This window comes from Gottfriedia sp. S16(2024) (genome assembly GCF_050473765.1).
In the GTDB taxonomy this organism is placed as follows: domain Bacteria; phylum Bacillota; class Bacilli; order Bacillales; family Bacillaceae_G; genus Gottfriedia.
In genome coordinates, this window is the sequence record NZ_JBFLUO010000001.1 from 293,887 (window position 1) to 313,079 (window position 19,193).

The following is a 19,193-nucleotide window of genomic DNA, read 5'->3' on the forward strand; positions in this document are numbered from 1 at the left end:
AAAACATGTTATTTCATGAAAAAAAAGATATTTTTTTGTCGGATTTTTTATATTTTGACCGAAATAATAAAACTGAAAATTGGGAAAAATAAAACAAAATAAATAATTTTTTATCAAGAATTCGATAACCTTGACGAAAAAACAGGAAAAATTACCTACAATATTGCAAGAGAAACATCGAAAAATTATGGATTTTATAATAAATATAATTATTAAAGAAAGTTTAATAGTTTAATGTAAAGCTTTTAAATCTTTCCAAAATAAAAAGGGGCATTAATATGCCCCTTTTTACTTAACATGCATACGATTGAATTACAAAACTACATTTTGCCTACAGAAAAACCTTCAAACAACTGCCCTCCATATGGTTGCAAAACTTCATTCACTAATTTGGTAACCTGATTCTTTTCGCCTGTCGTATAAAATGAATCAAAAGCTTCTATAAGATTGTTAGCAAACTCTTCGTTGTATTGCCTTAATGAACGTATTACCCACTTTGAAGAACCAATCCATTTACCATTTGCTCTTAAAATAAATTCGCTTACTAATTCAGCTAGAGTGTTTGCTATAAATATCTCCTCCGCCCTATTAGAGCAACCTATAAAATCATTAAGTACATCTGTGATAAAATATCGTTTTATTTTAATTGTCTCTTCAGACCATTTTTTTGGCCCCTGATCTAATAATTCTTTTGCTTCTTTTTTAATATCGCTAATTACGCCTTCATCCTTTAAGATCATCCCCTCTGAAACCATCCTTGGAAGTGAAGGTCTAGCTCTCTCATAATCGCTTTTAAAAAATTGTTTATATGATGATAAATTATGTACAAAAACTTCTATGTCCCAACCAAATTCTTTTAATGACTCTCTATATGAAGAGCTAAAGTTTTTATCGAAAATAACAATATCGAGATCAGATGTTTCTGTTGCCTCGCCACGGACTACGCTGCCTGCTAGTAATGCTCCCTGACAATTTGGAAAGTACTTTTCAATAAAATGTTGTGCTGCTTCAATTGGGTTTAACTTTTTTTTCATGATCGTATCCTCTTTTCCTAAGAAAACCATTTAATTAAAGAATACATAAGATTCCAAGGAGAACATAGTCTTCTATTAAATTTATAAACTTGGATAAGAAATTTTATATTTTTTTGACACCTCGATTAACTTATGAAGTTTTTCAGCTGATGGAGGACCTTCAGGCTTTTTGAATCCTTTATAAAATGGTACAGATAGTTCTTTTACAAATTGATCAAAACCTGATGGATAAGCAGTAACAATGAACTTAGTTTCTTCAGAGCGTACATTAAATGTATGGGGAATTCTTCGAGGAGCAAATACATAATCTCCAGCCTTTGCCAAAATTGTATGATTACCAATAAAAAAAGTAATTTCTCCTTCTAATACATAAAACGTTTCATCCTCCTCTTCATGTACATGAAGAGGAGGTCCACCATCTTTTTTACCGTTGCAGTGCAAGACGCAAAATGCTCCGTTTGTATCTTCCCCACTTACTAAGATGGAAGCAAAATCATTTAAAAAGAAGTAAGTATTCTTTTCTGTAATACCTCGGTGCATAAAGCCTGCTATACTCTTTTGTTCGAAAGTCATTTGTATCCCTTCTCTTCTAATTTATTGTATTTAATTAGAACAACTTTTAACGTACTAATTAATGCTATTCATAGAAAATTAGCTTATTCATTACAATTACAATCTCCCGTTATAATAATCTCGGTATTATTTTTACATTTTTAAACAAGTAAAAACAATTCTTGTCTCCGTGCACGAAAAAAAGGCTAGCATCGCTAACCTTTTTACTTTAGTTAATTATAAAGTTAATTATTTGGATATAAAATCTCATCAATTATTCCATATTCTTTCGCTTCTTCTGCACTCATAAAATAATCACGATCTGTATCCTTTGCCACCTTCTCAACTGACTGCCCTGTTCGGTCGGCAATTATTTGATTAATATGTTCTCGTAATTTTAAAATGCGGCGTGCTGATATTTCAATTTCTGTTGCCTGGCCTTTTGCCCCACCTAATGGTTGATGAATCATGATTTCGCTGTTTGGAAGCGCAAAACGTTTCCCCTTTGTTCCTGCCAGCAAAAGCATTGCACCAAATGATGCTGCCATTCCCGTACAAATGGTTCTAACATCGGGCTTTATATATTGCATCGTATCATAAATCGCAAATCCTGCTGAAGTTGACCCACCAGGGCTATTTATATAAAGTGAAATTTCTTTATCAGGTGCATCTGCAGCTAAAAATAATAATTGTGCAACTACACTATTTGCTACATGATCGTTTATTTCATCACCGATAATAATAATTCGATCCTTTAACAAACGGGAATAAATATCATATGAACGTTCACCACGATTAGATTGTTCAATAACATAAGGAACTGTCGTCATTTAAAAAATCCTCCTTTAAAGCGTTAATTGGCTATGCAGCCATGCAGAGAGTGCTTGAAGGAGTTTGAGTTCGAGCTGATTGGAAATTACCGAATAGCATTTTAGGACTTTCAATAATTCGATCAAAGGAAGGGATCGCTTGAATTAAGACGGTAGGATCTTGGACTTCTAAAGCTAAATGAAAAATTTCTTCAAGCTTCATGCGTTCTTCCTCATTCCAAAAATAGTCAACAGAAAGGGATTGTTCCTCTTTGTTCGTTTTATCTAGACGCTTTTTCGCTCGATGCAGACTAGATTTTATGGCTATTTCTGTTGTTCCTAAGATGTCTGCTATTTCCTTGGATTTATATTGAAATGCTTCTTTTAGAAAAAAGATAACCGCTTGTTTTGGAGTAAAATGTTTAAGTAAGAGCTCCACACTATTCATTTTATGATCAATCGGATGACTAGCTGCATATTTAGAAAGTTCAAAATCAGGAGTTATCGTTTCTTCTTTTCTTTTTCGTAAAGTATCAATCCAATGATTGTAAGCTATTTTATTTAATATAGCCGAATTCATTTTTTCCTTACTATAGTATTTTATTGCTTTAAAATAAGCTTCTTGCGCAATATCGTCACCATCCCATTCATTTTGGGCTAGAAATCGACAATAGCGTTGCAATTTTGGATAGTAATTCTTCCAATAGAATTCATCTGTTGCTTCATCCTGTTTTTCCTTTTCTATGCTGTGAAGACTAAACTTACTAGACATTTATGTTCACTCCTTTATTAACACTCTCTAACCTATAAACGGAATAGAAGTACAAAAAGATACGGGGGTAAAAAGTTTTTTTATTTAATTTATGTAACTTTACTAAAAAACTCTTCTATAATTTTCGTTTACTTTCTACTGTTAATGCATTTTAACATAGTTATGCTAAAACCGATCAATACAAATAAAGCGTGAACAATTGATCCCCGCTTCTGTCTATATTTTATACTAATGTACGTATAACTTATTAAACTCAAATTCCGCAAAGTTTCGTAGCATTTACCTTTTTTCGGTTAATTTGCGCCACTTACTTCTTTTACTACCCCAATTACTGAAATAACAGTGCCAATTGCTTGAATCCAACTTCCTATCGCAACCAATGTTTCAGATTCGGTAGCCGTTACTTTTTTTAGATATTCCTCATAATAATTAAGCTTCGTTTCATCCTCTTTAAGATCATATAGTGCTTCTGACCATCCAATTGCCTGTAAAGAGTTTCCAACAAATGATGTCAGGCTCCCTACAATATTTTGGGCCTGGCCTGGGAAAGGAGTAAGGTCAACTACATCTCCAATATTAACGCCTTGCCCTAAAGCTTGTAACAAGTTTCCTGCAATGAATAATTTATAGGATGCTTCTTTTTGAATGTCGAAAACCAGTCCTGAAAGAACAGTAATATTTCCGCTTGCTCCTATTAATTTTCCAGGTGCTCTGAGTACAGTACCCTCAACATCAGCATCAATTCCATTTCCTGTAGCCTGCAAAACATTTCCGATTATAGATAAGTCATCACGAACACTACTTTTTATATAGTTAGATGGCGTGGAGCCAATTGCAGCTGTAATTGTTCCAATCGATACAATCACAGATCCCACTAATGCTTTAGACTCGTCTCCCATTTCAACCACCATCCTGCTAAAAGTAACCTTTATCGTAGTATTATGAATGAGGGTCCGATTATGTGCCTATTTTAATGTAACAGTTTCTTCTAATAACCTCCCTTTAAAAATGTGATTTAAAAATAATCGTGCGATTTCCCAAACCTCAGCCTACACTTATTAAAAAACTTTAACTTTTTTTAATCGAATCATTAAAAAATAATTGATTTTGACAAAATTTCCCCAAATCAATAGTCCAGCAAATAATGATTTTTCACCAAATTCTAACAGATTCCCTAAAAATAATTGTCTTGGAATAATTAACCAAGTTCGGAAATTGTCTATTCTTGTCATTGTAATCAGAAAATTCACACATTAAAAGTGTAGAATTTCCCCAATTTACTTAAAATTTAGTGGGATATATATTAATTATTGTATTTATTTAGTCACTCAATATAAGAGTTAGTTTAACATTTCCAAACACTCATCTTTAAAAACCTACTATTCTCTTAAAAGCGTGTTTAAGTAATACAATTATTGATAAATTTTCATATCGAAAAGGAGAGTTTTAATGAAAATCAGTAAAATGAATGCATTTAAAGTAATGACTACCGCAGCTTTATCATCTTTAATTTTTTCATCTTATACTGCACTCGCATCTGCAAAACAATCAACACCACTTTCTAAACCACTTAACTTTCAAGAACCGCATAAACTAGATCAAAAAGGGAAAGAAAACCTATATAAAGATGGTCAAAAAGCAGAAAAGAATTATAAACCAACTGATAAAGTTCGTTTTATCGTTGAAGTTGCACAGCCTTCAACTACTAATCTTACATCTGCTAACAAAAGATCATTATTCAAAGAAAAGCAAGACAAAGTAATGGACGGAATCAAAAAGAATAATAGGGCTAAATCGCATTCTCCAAAGCTAAAACAACGCTTTTATGAAGGTTTTAATGGATTTAGTGTTGAGACAGAGTATCAAAACTTGAACGAGATTAAGAAAACTCCTGGTGTAACTAGCGTACATATTGCAAGAACATTCCACGAAACGATGGCAGCAAGCAAAGAATTAGTACAAGCTCAAAAGGTTTGGAGTCAATATGGTTACCAAGGTGAAGGATTACTTGTAGCAATTATTGATTCAGGTATTGATTACACACATAAAGATATGTCGATCACGGAAAAGGGAAAACAAAAAGAAAAATTAACTAAAAGTGGAATACAAAGTAAATTAGATGCTACAGCAGTAGGGGATATTTGGTACACAGATAAAGTACCAACTGGTTATGACTGGGCTGATCATGACACCGATGTTATCCCACGAGGTGATGGTAGTCCACATGGTACACATGTTTCAGGAATCGTCGGTGCAAATGGTGATGACTCAACTGGTGGCGTTCAAGGTATAGCTCCAGGTACACAATTATTGGCTGAGAAAGTATTCTCGGATAATGATGCAGCTGCTTACGAGGACGATATTATTGCTGGTATTGAACATGCTGTAACAATGGGCGCAGATGTAATCAATATGAGTTTAGGTGTAGATGCAGGATATGTTAGTGAAGATGACGACCCTATTCAAAAAGCAATTCGAGTTGCAACAGAACATGGTAGCCTCGTAGTAGTAGCGGCGGGTAATTCGGCATACAGTACTGATTATCCATTACCTTTTCCTTCTGCCCAACAACCTTATGCAGAAGATCCTGATATTGGGACAGTCGGTGCACCAGGAGTCAGCCCATATGCTTTATCGGTTGCATCCTATGAAAATACTAAAATGCATTTAAACACGTTAGGTGATGCAAGTGGTTTTAAACTTCCTTTCCAAGATCAAACAATGTTTGCCCCAAGTGTTAATTTTAAGCTTTCTAAAAACTTGACACTTGGTCAGGAATATGAACTAGTATATGTCGGCGAAGGAGCATCTAATGCTGATTTTACTAATAAAAATGTAGAAGGAAAAATTGTAGTAGCAAAATTCAAAAATCAATATACTTACTACTCCTTCTTACAATTTAATGCTGCACGAGCTAAAGCTAAAGCAGTAATTGCAATTCCACCTGATGATTTACCTGATTATCCTTACTTGGGTTGGAGCGAGTACTCCATCCCGGCTGCTACAACTGGTAAAGCAGTAGGGCAAGAGTTAATAAATAAACTAACAAGTGGACAAATTGTAAAAATGAAATTAGCGGGCGATACTTGGGTCGATAATGTTAACAAAAACAAAATGTCTAGTTTTTCATCGTATGGTACGCCATCAACATTAGATTTTAAACCTGAAATTTCTGCTCCTGGTGGAAATATTTATTCAACTGTACCTGGAAATGATTATGAAGTGATGAGTGGAACATCTATGGCAACCCCTCATGTTGCGGGTGGTTCAGCTTTAGTGTTACAGTCACTTTATGAAAAAGGGCTACAACATTCTGAAGATACCGCTTTAAAAGCAAAAATTGCATTAATGAACACATCAAGTATTGTAATGGATCCAAAAACTAATGGAGAGGTTCCTTATTCTCCTCGCTTACAAGGCGCTGGTTTAATGCAAATTCAAAATGCAATCAACACTCCGATTATTGTTACAAGTAGAAACACACCTTTAGAACAAGCTGGCGCTGTAGCATTAAAAGAAATCGGCAAAAATACAAGTTTTAAATTAAACGTAGATGCTTTTGATGCACCTAAAGGTAAAAATAATAGTGCTGATATTGAATACAATGTTTATGTTGACTTGCTTAAGGATAAAACTGAAACGAAGCAATTTGACTTAGATAACGATGGAACGATGGATTCAAAAGATTATCTAACTTTAACTAGTGAACGAATTCAAGGTGCATCGATCACAGTAAATGATAATAAAGTAACAGATAAAACTGGAGCATTACTAAAAATTAAACCTGGCCAATCAAAAATGTTAACTGTGAATGTTTCTTTACCTGATTCAATAAAGAATAATAGTTTCGTAGAAGGATTTGTACGTCTAGTTCCTGTTGACAAGAGTAAAGCAGTTACTATATCAGTTCCATATATGGGCTTTTACGGAAAATGGGATGAACCACGTAATATAGATGCTCCAGCATGGGATAAAGATGCATTTTTAGGCTATACGGCACTATGGGATGAATATTCTGGAAGTGCACCAAAGGGGTATGATGGTAAAACTGGAACTTTCAATTTAAATAAAATTGCCATCTCTCCGAACTATCATTTACAAGGTATATATGCTGGATTTACAGCATTACGAAATTTACAAAAAACTGAAATGTATATTAAAGACCAATCAGGAAAAATCGTTAATTACTTAGGAGACTTTAGTGAATTTACAGGAACACCTTGGAAATTTAGAAAAAATATTATGTCATACGGTGATTATTCTTATGCTGACAGTTACTATTGGAATATGACTGATCAGTTAGGCAATCTTGTACCTGATGGAACTTATCAATATGTAATCAGAACAACTCTAGACTATCCAGGTGCTAGACCACAAGAAGTAAAAATGCCAGTAAAAGTAGATTCTACTCTACCAAAGGTTACAGATATAAAAGTAACACCAACTAATGGTAAATATGAAATTTCATGGAAAGGTACAGATAACGAAAACGGCAGTGGTTATGTTGCTTCATCTGTTTGGGTTGACGGTAATAACTATATGCCAGGCTCAGCACAAACATTAGTAGTAAATACAGAACCGAAAAGTATTGTCGTTATTGGAGCTGACAATGCATTTAATCACTCATACACAGTCTGGGGAGATCAGAGTCCAAAATATATGAGTGATTGGATGGTTCTTTCAAATGCTAGTGTATATCCTACAACTAAAATAAATAAAGATAGACAAGCAGATATCGACTATTTTGCTCAAAATAGAAGTGATTGGACATTCAATGTAAAAGATGCAAATGGTAATGTCGTCGATACGATTGCATTTAAAAATGAAAAAGAAATCCATACAACATGGGTACCAAAGCCTGACCTTCCGAATGGCACGTACTATATCTCTGCTGATGTAGTTACGAAGGATGGATTTAAAATTACTTCTACACCTAAAAAAATAACAGTAGTACAATAATTAAAAAAGCTATCCTTCCTGATTTAAGGAATTGATAGCTTTTTTGATTAATATAAACCCATTCGTACTATAGGCTTAACCCTATTTCCGAAAATAAAAACCACAATCAAACTAAGACTCATAGCGGATTGAGGTTTTTTTAGTTTAATATACTACGGTTTTACCACAGTCATATATCGTACTTTTGCAGTAATTTTTAGACTCGTTTCATCTTCCATCTCACATGTCACTTTGTATTTTCCAGCAGGCATGTCAGCTGTTGGAGCCCATACTTTATAAGCATTCTCATTATTTTTTTCTGTCCAAGTGTCAACCACATTTCCATTAGGATCTTCAATCGTAAATTTCAGTTTAATTTTTTCACACCGACTCCTAAAATATGACCCGGCTCCTCTTGCTCTTTTTACTTTATTATCTAATTGTTTCTTGGAAAGTTCGCTGAGCTAACAGTCGGTAAAGAATCTGCAAGCTTTATCATATCTTTAAATGCTAAATTACCTGATATAACTACGATATATTCAGAATCGTGGTAGAATATAAATTCTTTTTTGTTTTTCTTGTAAGAATAATATTTTCTCTTACCACTATCACTTTTTAAGGTATTTATACCAGATGATTCGAAAGGAAACTCTTTATATTTAGCAACTGCTACGATATTTTTATGATCTGCAAATGACCAAATCTCTGGATTAGAATCAGTAGATGTGGCAACTACAAATTTTTCAAAAGGTAATTTTAAACCACCTTTATCTTTAAAATACTGTCCATTCTTCACATCTAAAGTAATCAAACTTCGGATTCTCCATAAATTCTTTTCATTTTCATAATCAAATACAGCAAAGTTACTATCCAGTTCTTGAGTATTCAATATGACTATACTTCTATTTCCTAATGTGGCTTCATTTACGATTGAATCCTTTGAAGGACTCGATTTTGAGTTATCTTTAAAATGAAACTCATACTGGTGGATAGCTGCTTTAGAAGGTGAAGAATCTTTCTCAGTAGCTTCTTTTACAGCAACTAATTCTAATTCACGATTCTGTTTAATTTTGCTAACTTCTTGTGAATTGCTTGTTTTTTGTAGATTATTATCTTTTGAATTAAATGGTGTACAGCCTGCTAGGGTAATAAGTAGAATTATAGCTTGAGATAAACAAATCGCTCTTTTCATTTTACTTTGATACGCTTGCGCTTGTTACACCCGGCGGAATAGCTGATTCCCTAGCTACTGCCAGTTTATATTTAGGACCATAAGGTGAAACTGTTACTTTTGATGTTTGACCACAAGAGTTTGTTAAGTAATAATATGTACCTGTCCATGATTCTTTATATGAACCGTAGTCATTCCATCCCATTTTGCCTGGTTTAATTGTAACTTCAGATGATTCAGTTGTTGACCATTTTTGTCCAGCACTTATATCAAAACCGACAGTAGTTTTTACTGGCCCCCACTTAAATTCTCCAGAAGCACTGAATCCTGCATTGATGGTTTGTTCTGAACCAATTTGAGAAACTTTTTTCATATTAGAGCTTGTTGTATTTGCATATCTAGTTCCTGATTTTTTATTTTCAAAATTACCAGATATTAATCTTCCATCATACTCATATCCAGCTATACATTGCACTCCATTGGTAGTAATTGTTTTCGTTTTAGGTTTAAGCGGATCATTCGGTAATTTGTAAGTACTTCCCGCAGTTGTTAATTTTACAAGATCCTCTTTAGGGATTTCAATTTTCTTTCCATTAACATAATAATATGCAGCTATTGCAGTACCTTGCTTGGTTGTATCTACAACTGTTTTTTTTGTTGCGGCTGAAGCATTCGAAGTAAACGGAACTGCTAACAGTGAAGCGCATAGTGCAATAGAACCGAGTTTTAAGCTTGTCTTCTTAAAATTCATTTTCTCATCTCCTATATTTATTATTTGTTCTTTATTGAGAACAACACTATTCCCAGTCAGAACATTTTCTATTATATTTTTAATAATATAACCAAAAACCAATTTTTACCATAAAAGGTTCATGTTTCCATAAATATTTCTTTATATTCTTCTAATTTAGACAAAAAAAAGAGTCGTTATGACTCTTTTCCCTCTACCAGTATATTTTTTCGTTCCAACGCATCCGTTTACACCATTGCCTTGTTTCACTTGACATAAATTCTATATTCGACTGAAACGTACCACTGCCGTTCCATTCAGTAATCCATTCTTAGAACCATTTTTACCAGTGATTTCTGGGTAATTATACCTCTATTTATATAAACTTTTATCTTTCTTTCCGCTCACCGATTTATAATCCTAGATCAGTTAAAACACCATCTAAATCTTTTCCTTTATATTTCTTAACTGGTTTACCTGCATTGTCGTTCCATGGATTTTGCATTAAATAGTTATTAATTACGTACTGCATATCTTTCTCATCAACTACGCCATCATAGTTGATATCTGCATCACGTTTATTTGTTCCCCAATACGTTTGAATGTATAGAGCATCTTTCACGTCAATTACATTATCTTTATTAACATCTCCACCAGGGATATAGCTATAATCAACTGGTTTAGATCCAGCTGTAACCTTACCGTCTTCTTTCAAACCAACTGTAAAATCTTTTTTGAATGTGAAATGTCCTGGTACGTCAATTGATAATGTAAATTTCTTATCTGTTATTGGTAATCTAGATGTAAAACCTGCTGGAGCAGTTGCACTATATCCTAAAGGATCAGCTACTCCGTATTCTTTACCATCAGAATCTTTCACACTAATTTTTGAACCAGCTTTATTATAGTCAAGATTTTTCATATTAATATTCCCTGCATTGTCAATTCCTGTAGCCATTCCTTCTGCCTGAACCATACTTCTCATAAGAGAATAAGTAGAAGTAACATAGAAATAAGGTTGAATGCCTTGAGTTGTTACCTTACTGTCATCCACATTTGTATAAACTGCGCTAAAGAATCTAGATGTACCAGCTGGATCTTCAAATGTCATTGGTCCTTTGTAGTAGACATCTTTTGCTTTAAATGTTACGTCTACTAATGAAGCATCTCCTGTAATACCTGATGTTGCAAGGTCCCCAAGTGCTGTTGCTGTAATTGTCATTTTATTGTAAGTACTATTAAAAGGTGTAGATGTATATTGAACATCTAGTTTTCCTTTATAATCTCCTTTAGCTTGTACACTCACCATATCTAAGAACTTAGAAGGATAAATGAAAGTGTATTCAGCTTTTTTCACCTTAGATGCTACATTTTTCGTTGAGAATGTTACTGTTGTTGAATCTCCCATGTTGATACGTTGTTTATCTGAAATTGCTGTAGTATAAGCAGTTCCTTTTTTAACAAAGTAAACGTCTCTAGTACTACCATAATTTTCAACAGTTGATTTATTTCTGTCATAGAAGTCATACTGTGTAATTGCTAAGGTATTTGGGCCAGCTGTTGATAATGGTATTGTTGAATTAAAGTTACCATTAGTGTCTACTGGGATATTAATTTCGGCAGAATTATTTGGATTGTAATAATACATCTTATTTTCGCCTTGTGAAGCAGGAATGCCTGCTGCTTGCATTTCTGCAATGTCTTTATCAAATGCAGCACCTGTTACTGTAACTGTTTTGTCAGTTGCATTAGCAGTTTCAACGATTTGACCTGGTTCATAATTCATTGTAACCTTTGGCTCTTTCTCTCCATAATAAACAGGAGCATCACTAGTGAAGGTAGCACCTTTATCATTTGTACCAACCATTCTAATTTTCCATAATCCTGGGTCAACTTCCTTATAATCAAATGTAACTGGACTGTCCGGGTTTCCTGTTAATGGATAATATTGTCCACCGTTTAATACACCGCGGAAATAATATTCCATCCCCTCATCTGCACCCATTCCATCCGCTGTGCCTAGGTAACCAATTTCTTCGTTTGTTTTTGGATCAACAAGGAAGAAATCAAACGTACGCATGTGAGATTTTAGTTTAAAGTCCACTCCAATTGACCACTTTGTCGCATTACTACCTGCTTCATAAGGTATAGTGAAAGCGGCTGGATCTCCTTTTACATAATCAATTCCTTCATCAACTGTATGAATGGCAAACGGTACTTTATACGATTCATCAGGGTTCTTTTGATTTGTGTAAACAACATACCCTTCATAAGTACCAAGTTTAGCACTTTTAGGAACATTGATTGTAGCATCCATATTCACACTACTATATCGTTTTACTTTTATAGAAGATTTCACATCTAACGTAACCCCATTAGCAGCTGCATCTTGGTCTGCTCTAGAGTCATTTGTAAATCGTGCGCCCAATGTTTGGAATTGAACTTTTACATCATATGTTTTATCTTCAGAACTTTTATTGAATAAAGTCATTGAACGAGAATCTGATAGAACCTTACCATCAACAGCTTGTTCACCAAAGCTTAAAGCTCCAGTAATATTTTTAATTGTTTTAATTCCTTTACTTGCAAGAGTAGCACTACCCGCATCTTTAGCATCACTGCTTAATGTTTTCGTTTTGTCTTTCACTTGAATTTCCGTCCCAGCATGAACAGCTTTGTACGGATTTACTAAACCTGCACCTACTTCATATACACTATATTTATCATTTAATGGATCTGCTGTATTCATTAGCGTTGCCTTAATATCAGCTGGCGTCATGTCTGGGTGAGCTTGTTTTAATAATGCTGCTACACCTGATACATTCGGTGTTGCCATCGATGTGCCAGACAAACGTTCATACGCATATTGATAATCAGTTAATGGATTACCATTATCATCTTTATGCATAAAAGAAGGTACAGTTGAGAATACAGACACTCCTGGTGCTGTTACTTCTGGTTTAATATCATATAATACACGAGATGGACCTCTTGAACTAAAGTCCGCTAATTTATTACCTTGTGTGACAGTTTGGCTCATATTACCGAATGTAAAGTCGACTGTATTTCCTTTCGCCGCTTCAGTTAGAGGTATTTTAATTTGAATATAAGTACCTTGTAAGCTACCTACTAAAAATGTTGGAATATAGCCATATACGTTTCCTAAATATACATCTTGTAATGTATCTCCAGATGCATTCACTAAAACAACAGCCTTTGCTCCATGTGATTTAGCTCGTTTAACAATTTCTTCTATACCTAAGCTACCGCGTTGAGCAAGAACAATTTTTCCAGTTACATCGATTGGTATTGTATATTGGCCATTTGAATCTCTTTTATAATAAGAAGTTTCTTGCCCTTGTCCCACATTTACCATTTTATACGTTTTCCCTTGAAAATCCGCTACATTATCAGAAAGTCCTTGGGCAGCTAATTTCAGGTCAGCCGGTAAATCACCAGTTGATGCTTTTGCTGTTGCTGAATAATTTGGAATTGTAGCAGCAGTATCACTTGCTCCAACTGTGATTGCCAAAGGTGCATTTCCTGGAGTACCTAATGAATACATTTTACTTCCAGAATTTCCTGCTGCAACAACCGCTGTCGCTCCTGAAAGTACAGCATTATTAACCGCAATTGCTGTAGGATATAACGGGTCATTGTAGTTCGCTCCAAGTGACATACTAATGATATCCATTCCGTCTGAAACTGCTTTGTCAATTCCGGCTAAAATTGCTGAAGTTTGACCAGATCCATATGGACCAAGAACACGATAAGCGTATATATCAGCGTCTGGCGCAACTCCTGTTACTGAGTAATCTGCATTATTCTTACCTTGTCCAGCAATAATCCCAGCTACATGCGTTCCATGCTCAGTATAATAAGCTTCACCATTAGATTCAGGTTGTCCAGATTTCTTCCAATCCGCATATGTTGTTTCCATGGGGTCATTGTCATTATCAACGAAATCGTATCCGCCTTTAAAAGCACCTTTTAAATCTGGATGATTATAGTCGATACCAGTATCAATAATTCCAACTTTTACACCTTTTCCTGTAAAGCCTTCTGCATGAAGTTTTTCAACACCAGGGAATGTTACCATCGTATGAGTAGAAGATTGTTGTTCAGAAGTTGATAACTCCTTAGTAGATGGATCATCTAGCTGAACTTGTAAATCACTCCATACAGCCTGTACGGCACTTGATTTAAGCAATGATTTTACTTTATTAGCTGGGAGTGTCATTGAAACCCCATTAAAAGCTTTTTTGTAAGAACACTTAATATTATAAGGATTTTTCTTCTCTTTTAACTCTTTACTAAAAATCGTTTTTAAATCTGATTGGAATGTGTCATGTGAAGCGTCTACTTTCGCTTGAGCATCCGCTTTTGAAAGCATTGTTCCATCAGCTTCTGCAACCATGACTGCTGTATTTGCTGGTTTGTCCTTAAATTCAACAATAACAGAAGTTGTCGCTTCACTTGTTAAATCCATATCAGGAGATACTTGAAGTCCTTCTTTATCACTAACTTTTAATTGTTTAATCGCCTCACGTTGAGCTGGTGTAAGTGCCGATAAAACTTGTTCAACTTTTGACGTTGATTGTGCATGAACATTGTGTTGAATAGAAATTGGATTAAATACGCTAGTTACAAGACCCGTTGTTACTGCTAGGGTCGTAACATTTTTTTTGATTCTCTTTTTCATTTTCCCCCATCTTCCTCTCTCTCTTTTGATAGTTTTATTATATTGAGATTTGACAGAATTTTCGTTTTTACAAATTTTATCAAATACATTTTTTTTATAATTCGAACATTTCCAACAACAAAAAAGATAAGGAAACAAAAATTAAATCAGTAATCCTGTCGATTTTTATAGCAAATGATTTTCTAGCTCATTACAGCATCCTTAATAATCTAGAAAAAAAAACGGACCAGTCTTAAACTGATCCGTTTGCTTTTCCTATGTTATCTTAACTCTAAAAATAGTTTTAGAGGATTGGTCTTACAGATCCCCTAACAACAAAGTACACATTTTGTTCGGTTAAACTTCAACACAAGTATTAAATATTTTTTTAACTAATCTTTTTAATAACCTTTTCAACTCGTTTTCTTTTAGACTCTTTTTCAATTTCCTCCAACCTAGAAGTTAGTGTCTCAATAAATAAACTTTTATTTTCTTCATTAATAATAGACATCGATCTTTCTGCATACATCGGGAGTTGGTTTGTTGGACTTTTAACTAATTGATTAATAAGAAAATTAAATGACTCTTTGGCATATGTCTTAATGGAACATAATTTTAAAAGGATATTTACAACTTGATCTTTTGTAATAACTGAACCATTGTCACCTGCAACAATGATTTTTTGGATATTTGAAAATATCCTTTCAGGAACGTCACTTGTAATACTGTTTAAAGCAGTCATAGCTCCCCATTGAAGTCTATTATTTTTACTTTCTAAAAGCGAAAAAAATTCATTAGTATAATCGGATATTAAAGATGGTCTGCGTTCACCAATTTCATATAAAACTTTTATGCAATCATTCTGGATGTTTTTATTTTTGTTGGTAAGATTTTCGATCAGTTCTTTTACGGCGCTTTCATCATTTTGATCCGCAACTTGAATCGCTAATTCGATGTTGGCCTCTTCATCTCTACGGTTTAAAGAACTTGCTAATTTCTCTATTACTGACATTCATAATTCCACCTTTTTAGTTGAAATATCACTTTGATTATTATGCTTTCACAGTATGTACATTAGCAAAAGCAAGTACACTCCACTTTTTGTTCTAATTAAGACTTATTCGAACCTAAATACATAATTTTTCTTGAAGAAACCATCCTATTGTCAGGAGGTGTTTATATGTCAGAGCCATTACAACCAGGGAATAAAAAACTACCTGATTTTAATGAATTAAATGATCGGATTATTGCAGAGCATGGGACAACAGGACCTACATTAGTAATTAAAACAAACTTGGATCCTAAAGATTCTACTGAAGATAATCCTTATTATCGTAACGAAACACATACACCTAAAAAACCATTTAAAAATTATTTCGAAGAGTGATCCAAAAATGAGCACGGTTTACACCGGCTCTTTTTTTATAAAAACCGTCGATTGAATGATTTTAACGCTTAAGTACATACTAAGAAAAATATGGAAATTTCTAAAGGGAAAATGTTTATACTTTTCAATGTACTAGGAGGTATAGGATTTTGAGTCCAACAAAAAGTATGCTATCAGTCTTTGCCTTGGGTGGAATTAATGAAATTGGAAAAAATATGTATGCTATTCAATTTTTAAAAGAAATTATTCTAATAGACTGCGGTTCTAAGTTTCCAGACGAGAGTTTATTAGGGGTTGATTTAATCATTCCAGATATTACTTATCTAAAGGAAAATCAAGAAAAGATTAAAGGCTTATTTGTTACGCACGGTCATGAAGACCATATTGGTGGAATCCCATATCTTTTGAAGCAATTGAATATTCCAGTCTATGCATCGAGATTAACGCTTGGATTAATAGAGCTTAAATTAAAAGAGCATGGTCTATTAGGTGAAACTGAACTAATTTTAATCGATTCTGATTCAGTTATTAAATTTGAACATTTTTCGATTTCATTTTTTAAAACAAATCATAGTATTCCTGATTGCTTAGGCATCGTATTTGAAACGCCTGAAGGAACTGTAGTACATACTGGAGATTTTAAATTTGATTTAACTCCTGTTAACAATCAATACCCAGATATTCATAAAATGGCCGAAATAGGTAGTAAAGGTGTTTTATTACTTCTATCTGAGAGTACAAATGCTGAACGGCCAGGTTCAACACCATCGGAACGGATTGTTGGAGAGCATATAGTAGATGCTTTTATGAAAGCAAAACAGAGAGTCATTATTTCAACATTTGCTTCTAATGTACATCGCGTGCAACAAATAGTTGATGCATCTATTATTACAAATCGGAAGATCGCTCTACTAGGTAGAAGCATGGTGAATGTTGTTCAAGTTGCGATGGAGCAAGGATATTTATCAATCCCTGAAGGTATGTTAATTGATAAAGATGAAATTAATAGTTTCGCACCAGAAGCTATTACAATTTTATGCACAGGTAGTCAAGGTGAACCGCTTGCAGCACTTGCCCGTCTAGCTAGTTCTAGCTTTAGAGGCGTTGACATTTATCCTGGTGATACTGTGATTTTAGCTGCTTCACCAATTCCTGGTAATGAGCGTGACGTTTCTAAAATTATCGATAATTTTTACAATCTCGGAGCAAATGTTATATATGGTTCAGGAAGTTCGACCGGAATGCATGTTTCTGGTCATGCTTATCAAGAGGAACTTAAGCTCATGCTTACATTAATGAAGCCAAAATATTTTATTCCGATTCATGGTGAGTACAGAATGCTTCACCATCATCGTTCTCTTGCTGAATCTGTTGGTGTCAAACGAAATAATATTTTTATTATTAAAAATGGTGATGTTGTCGATATTCTACAATCAGAAGCAATTCAAAGCCGAAGAATTCCAGCAGGAAATATTTATGTTGATGGAATGGGCATAGGAGATGTCGGTAACATTGTCCTTAGAGACCGAAAACAGCTTGCTGAAGATGGAATGCTTGTAATCGTCATCACAATTAATAAAATGGAAAGAAAGATTATCTCAGGTCCTGATACCATTTCAAGAGGATTTGTCTATGCACGTGACTCTGAAAGTTTATTGAAGGAAGTAAATCAAATCGTCACGTCATCTATAAATGAGTTACTTGATGAAAACAAGCTCCAATGGGGAGTTATGAAGCAAAATATTAAAAAGTCACTTGGACAATTTTTATTTACGAAAACGAAGAGAAAACCGATGATTTTACCAATAATCATTGAAATATAGAACTTAAAAAACTCCCTTTTAATTATAATTAGGGAGTTTTTAATTTGATTCATTTTCTTTAATTTTAGAAATTAAATCGACCAAAGAACCGTTTTCTTGATCAAAATAGTCGTACATCGGACAAGAACTATTTTCTAACCGATTTAGAACAAACGGGATTGTAAAAGTTTCGATTTTTAATTCATCATTTACCTCATCCCAAAATAGTGGCGTAGCAACAGTTGGTTTTTCCTTTCCCCTTGTAGAGTATGGACAAATAATGGTTTTTCCTTTTGCATGCTGTATATAATCAATATAAAGACGATTCCCGCGATTTTTTTTAAATCTTTCAATCGTAAAATCATCTGGATATTTTTCAATTAAATAATGTGCAATAAAAGATGTAAATACTCTTGTTTCATCATAGGTAAGCGAATTTTCTTTAATCGGGATATGAATTTGAATTCCTTTACTACCAGACACCTTTGGATAACTTTTTATTTGAAAAGAATCAAAGATTAATTTCATTTCCAATGCAGCTTTTATTGCTAAAGGAAACGCCTCTGTATTAGGTGGATCCAAATCGAATACAATTTCAATCGGATTTTCAGCCTCGTATGTTTGAAAAGGGATATGGTATTCAATAGCTAATTGATTTCCTAACCATAGTAATGTTGATACGTCATTACAAATAATAAAATTAATTCCCTCATGTTCTTCAGTTTTAATAAAACTCGGAGCATAATCTGGTCGGTTCTTTTGAAAAAAAGATTCACCTTCTATTCCATTCGGAAAACGAATCGTTGTTAATAAACGATTTTTTAGAAATGGAAGCATATAAGTGGATATTTGAGCTAAATACGAAACAAAACTCTCTTTATTTATATAGGGATCCTTCCAAATTACTTTTTCTGGACTAGTAAGAGTTAATTCTTCCTCTAAATTAAGATTCCCCAATAGTAAACCATCCCAAGTACATTCATTCCACGCATGCTGTAATTGAAAAGATATAAATTTTGCATTTGTTAATTGGTTATTTTCTATACATTGAAACTCAAGTTCAATACAGATCCCAGGCTCAACAAATTTTATATTACCTTTTTTGCTTTTTTTATTTGCTTCGATCGCTTTAATCAAAATAACCTTCTCTTCCTCGCTAAGTCCATTTGAGAATGACCCCATTTGCAAAATATCATTTTCTTTTTTTAGACCCACTAAAAAGTTTTCGTCTTTTAAATTGAAACCTAAAATAAAGAAAAAACCTGTATAAATTTTATTACGTTTTTGAAAAAAGTAATTGTTCATATGTTACTTCCC

14 protein-coding genes are annotated in these 19,193 nt (G+C 33.8%); 3 read left to right on the forward strand and 11 right to left on the reverse strand.

All coding sequences use genetic code 11. The features are described from left to right. Positions 1 to 320 precede the first annotated feature (320 nt). The 5 genes from AB1282_RS01590 to AB1282_RS01610 all read right to left on the reverse strand — a co-directional run bounded on the left by AB1282_RS01590 (position 321) and on the right by AB1282_RS01610 (position 4,066). A complete protein-coding gene (locus AB1282_RS01590) occupies positions 321 to 1,034 on the reverse strand; it encodes a nucleotidyltransferase domain-containing protein (RefSeq protein ID WP_429898300.1) in 714 nt (237 codons plus the stop codon). Between the two features lie 81 nt (positions 1,035 to 1,115). Then, positions 1,116 to 1,607, reverse strand: a complete 492-nt coding sequence (locus tag AB1282_RS01595; protein ID WP_056473414.1) for a quercetin 2,3-dioxygenase — start codon at positions 1,605 to 1,607, stop codon at positions 1,116 to 1,118. Positions 1,608 to 1,831: 224 nt separating this feature from the next. Then, on the reverse strand, positions 1,832 to 2,416 hold the full coding sequence (clpP, locus tag AB1282_RS01600; RefSeq protein WP_056473411.1) for an ATP-dependent Clp endopeptidase proteolytic subunit ClpP: 585 nt from the start codon (positions 2,414 to 2,416) through the stop codon (positions 1,832 to 1,834). A 31-nt stretch (positions 2,417 to 2,447) separates the two neighbouring features. Then, positions 2,448 to 3,167, reverse strand: a complete 720-nt coding sequence (locus tag AB1282_RS01605) for a sigma-70 family RNA polymerase sigma factor (RefSeq protein WP_429898301.1) — start codon at positions 3,165 to 3,167, stop codon at positions 2,448 to 2,450. A gap of 293 nt (positions 3,168 to 3,460) precedes the next feature. Further along, on the reverse strand, positions 3,461 to 4,066 hold the full coding sequence (locus AB1282_RS01610; protein ID WP_429898302.1) for a DUF6944 family repetitive protein: 606 nt from the start codon (positions 4,064 to 4,066) through the stop codon (positions 3,461 to 3,463). 550 nt (positions 4,067 to 4,616) lie between these two features. Between AB1282_RS01610 and AB1282_RS01615 the strand changes: the two genes are divergently transcribed. Further along, on the forward strand, positions 4,617 to 8,126 hold the full coding sequence (locus tag AB1282_RS01615; RefSeq protein WP_429898303.1) for a S8 family serine peptidase: 3,510 nt from the start codon (positions 4,617 to 4,619) through the stop codon (positions 8,124 to 8,126). 152 nt (positions 8,127 to 8,278) lie between these two features. Here AB1282_RS01615 and AB1282_RS01620 read toward each other — a convergent pair whose 3' ends face one another. From AB1282_RS01620 to AB1282_RS01640, 5 genes are all read right to left on the reverse strand, one after another. After that, positions 8,279 to 8,443, reverse strand: a complete 165-nt coding sequence (locus AB1282_RS01620) for a hypothetical protein (RefSeq protein WP_429898304.1) — start codon at positions 8,441 to 8,443, stop codon at positions 8,279 to 8,281. Between the two features lie 98 nt (positions 8,444 to 8,541). After that, positions 8,542 to 9,297: a hypothetical protein gene (locus tag AB1282_RS01625; protein WP_056473402.1), complete on the reverse strand. Its 756-nt coding sequence runs from the start codon at positions 9,295 to 9,297 to the stop codon at positions 8,542 to 8,544. 1 nt (position 9,298) lies between these two features. Further along, a complete protein-coding gene (locus tag AB1282_RS01630; RefSeq protein WP_429898305.1) occupies positions 9,299 to 10,027 on the reverse strand; it encodes a hypothetical protein in 729 nt (242 codons plus the stop codon). A 391-nt stretch (positions 10,028 to 10,418) separates the two neighbouring features. Continuing rightward, a complete protein-coding gene (locus AB1282_RS01635; protein ID WP_429898306.1) occupies positions 10,419 to 14,708 on the reverse strand; it encodes a S8 family serine peptidase in 4,290 nt (1,429 codons plus the stop codon). Between the two features lie 367 nt (positions 14,709 to 15,075). Continuing rightward, positions 15,076 to 15,699, reverse strand: a complete 624-nt coding sequence (locus AB1282_RS01640; RefSeq protein ID WP_429898307.1) for a hypothetical protein — start codon at positions 15,697 to 15,699, stop codon at positions 15,076 to 15,078. 168 nt (positions 15,700 to 15,867) lie between these two features. On the opposite strand from AB1282_RS01640, the gene AB1282_RS01645 reads away from it, so the two are divergent. Beyond that, complete coding sequence (locus tag AB1282_RS01645; protein WP_056473396.1) at positions 15,868 to 16,074, forward strand: hypothetical protein; 207 nt, start codon at positions 15,868 to 15,870, stop codon at positions 16,072 to 16,074. 149 nt (positions 16,075 to 16,223) lie between these two features. Next, positions 16,224 to 17,897, forward strand: a complete 1,674-nt coding sequence (locus AB1282_RS01650) for a ribonuclease J (protein WP_390309649.1) — start codon at positions 16,224 to 16,226, stop codon at positions 17,895 to 17,897. A 39-nt stretch (positions 17,898 to 17,936) separates the two neighbouring features. On the opposite strand, the gene ligD is transcribed toward AB1282_RS01650, so the two are convergent. Beyond that, entirely contained in the window at positions 17,937 to 19,181 is a 1,245-nt protein-coding gene (gene ligD / locus AB1282_RS01655; RefSeq protein ID WP_429898308.1) for a DNA ligase D, read from the reverse strand. Positions 19,182 to 19,193 lie beyond the last annotated feature (12 nt).

What these genes read in the sequence shown, in the direction of transcription:
- AB1282_RS01590 (WP_429898300.1), bottom strand. Translation starts at nt 1,034, where the DNA reads ATGAAAAAAAAGTTAAACCCAATTGAAGCAGCACAACATTTTATTGAA.
- AB1282_RS01595 (WP_056473414.1), bottom strand. Translation starts at nt 1,607, where the DNA reads ATGACTTTCGAACAAAAGAGTATAGCAGGCTTTATGCACCGAGGTATT.
- clpP (WP_056473411.1), bottom strand. Translation starts at nt 2,416, where the DNA reads ATGACGACAGTTCCTTATGTTATTGAACAATCTAATCGTGGTGAACGT.
- AB1282_RS01605 (WP_429898301.1), bottom strand. Translation starts at nt 3,167, where the DNA reads ATGTCTAGTAAGTTTAGTCTTCACAGCATAGAAAAGGAAAAACAGGAT.
- AB1282_RS01610 (WP_429898302.1), bottom strand. Translation starts at nt 4,066, where the DNA reads ATGGGAGACGAGTCTAAAGCATTAGTGGGATCTGTGATTGTATCGATT.
- AB1282_RS01615 (WP_429898303.1), top strand. Translation starts at nt 4,617, where the DNA reads ATGAAAATCAGTAAAATGAATGCATTTAAAGTAATGACTACCGCAGCT.
- AB1282_RS01625 (WP_056473402.1), bottom strand. Translation starts at nt 9,297, where the DNA reads ATGAAAAGAGCGATTTGTTTATCTCAAGCTATAATTCTACTTATTACC.
- AB1282_RS01630 (WP_429898305.1), bottom strand. Translation starts at nt 10,027, where the DNA reads ATGAATTTTAAGAAGACAAGCTTAAAACTCGGTTCTATTGCACTATGC.
- AB1282_RS01635 (WP_429898306.1), bottom strand. Translation starts at nt 14,708, where the DNA reads ATGAAAAAGAGAATCAAAAAAAATGTTACGACCCTAGCAGTAACAACG.
- AB1282_RS01640 (WP_429898307.1), bottom strand. Translation starts at nt 15,699, where the DNA reads ATGTCAGTAATAGAGAAATTAGCAAGTTCTTTAAACCGTAGAGATGAA.
- AB1282_RS01645 (WP_056473396.1), top strand. Translation starts at nt 15,868, where the DNA reads ATGTCAGAGCCATTACAACCAGGGAATAAAAAACTACCTGATTTTAAT.
- ligD (WP_429898308.1), bottom strand. Translation starts at nt 19,181, where the DNA reads ATGAACAATTACTTTTTTCAAAAACGTAATAAAATTTATACAGGTTTT.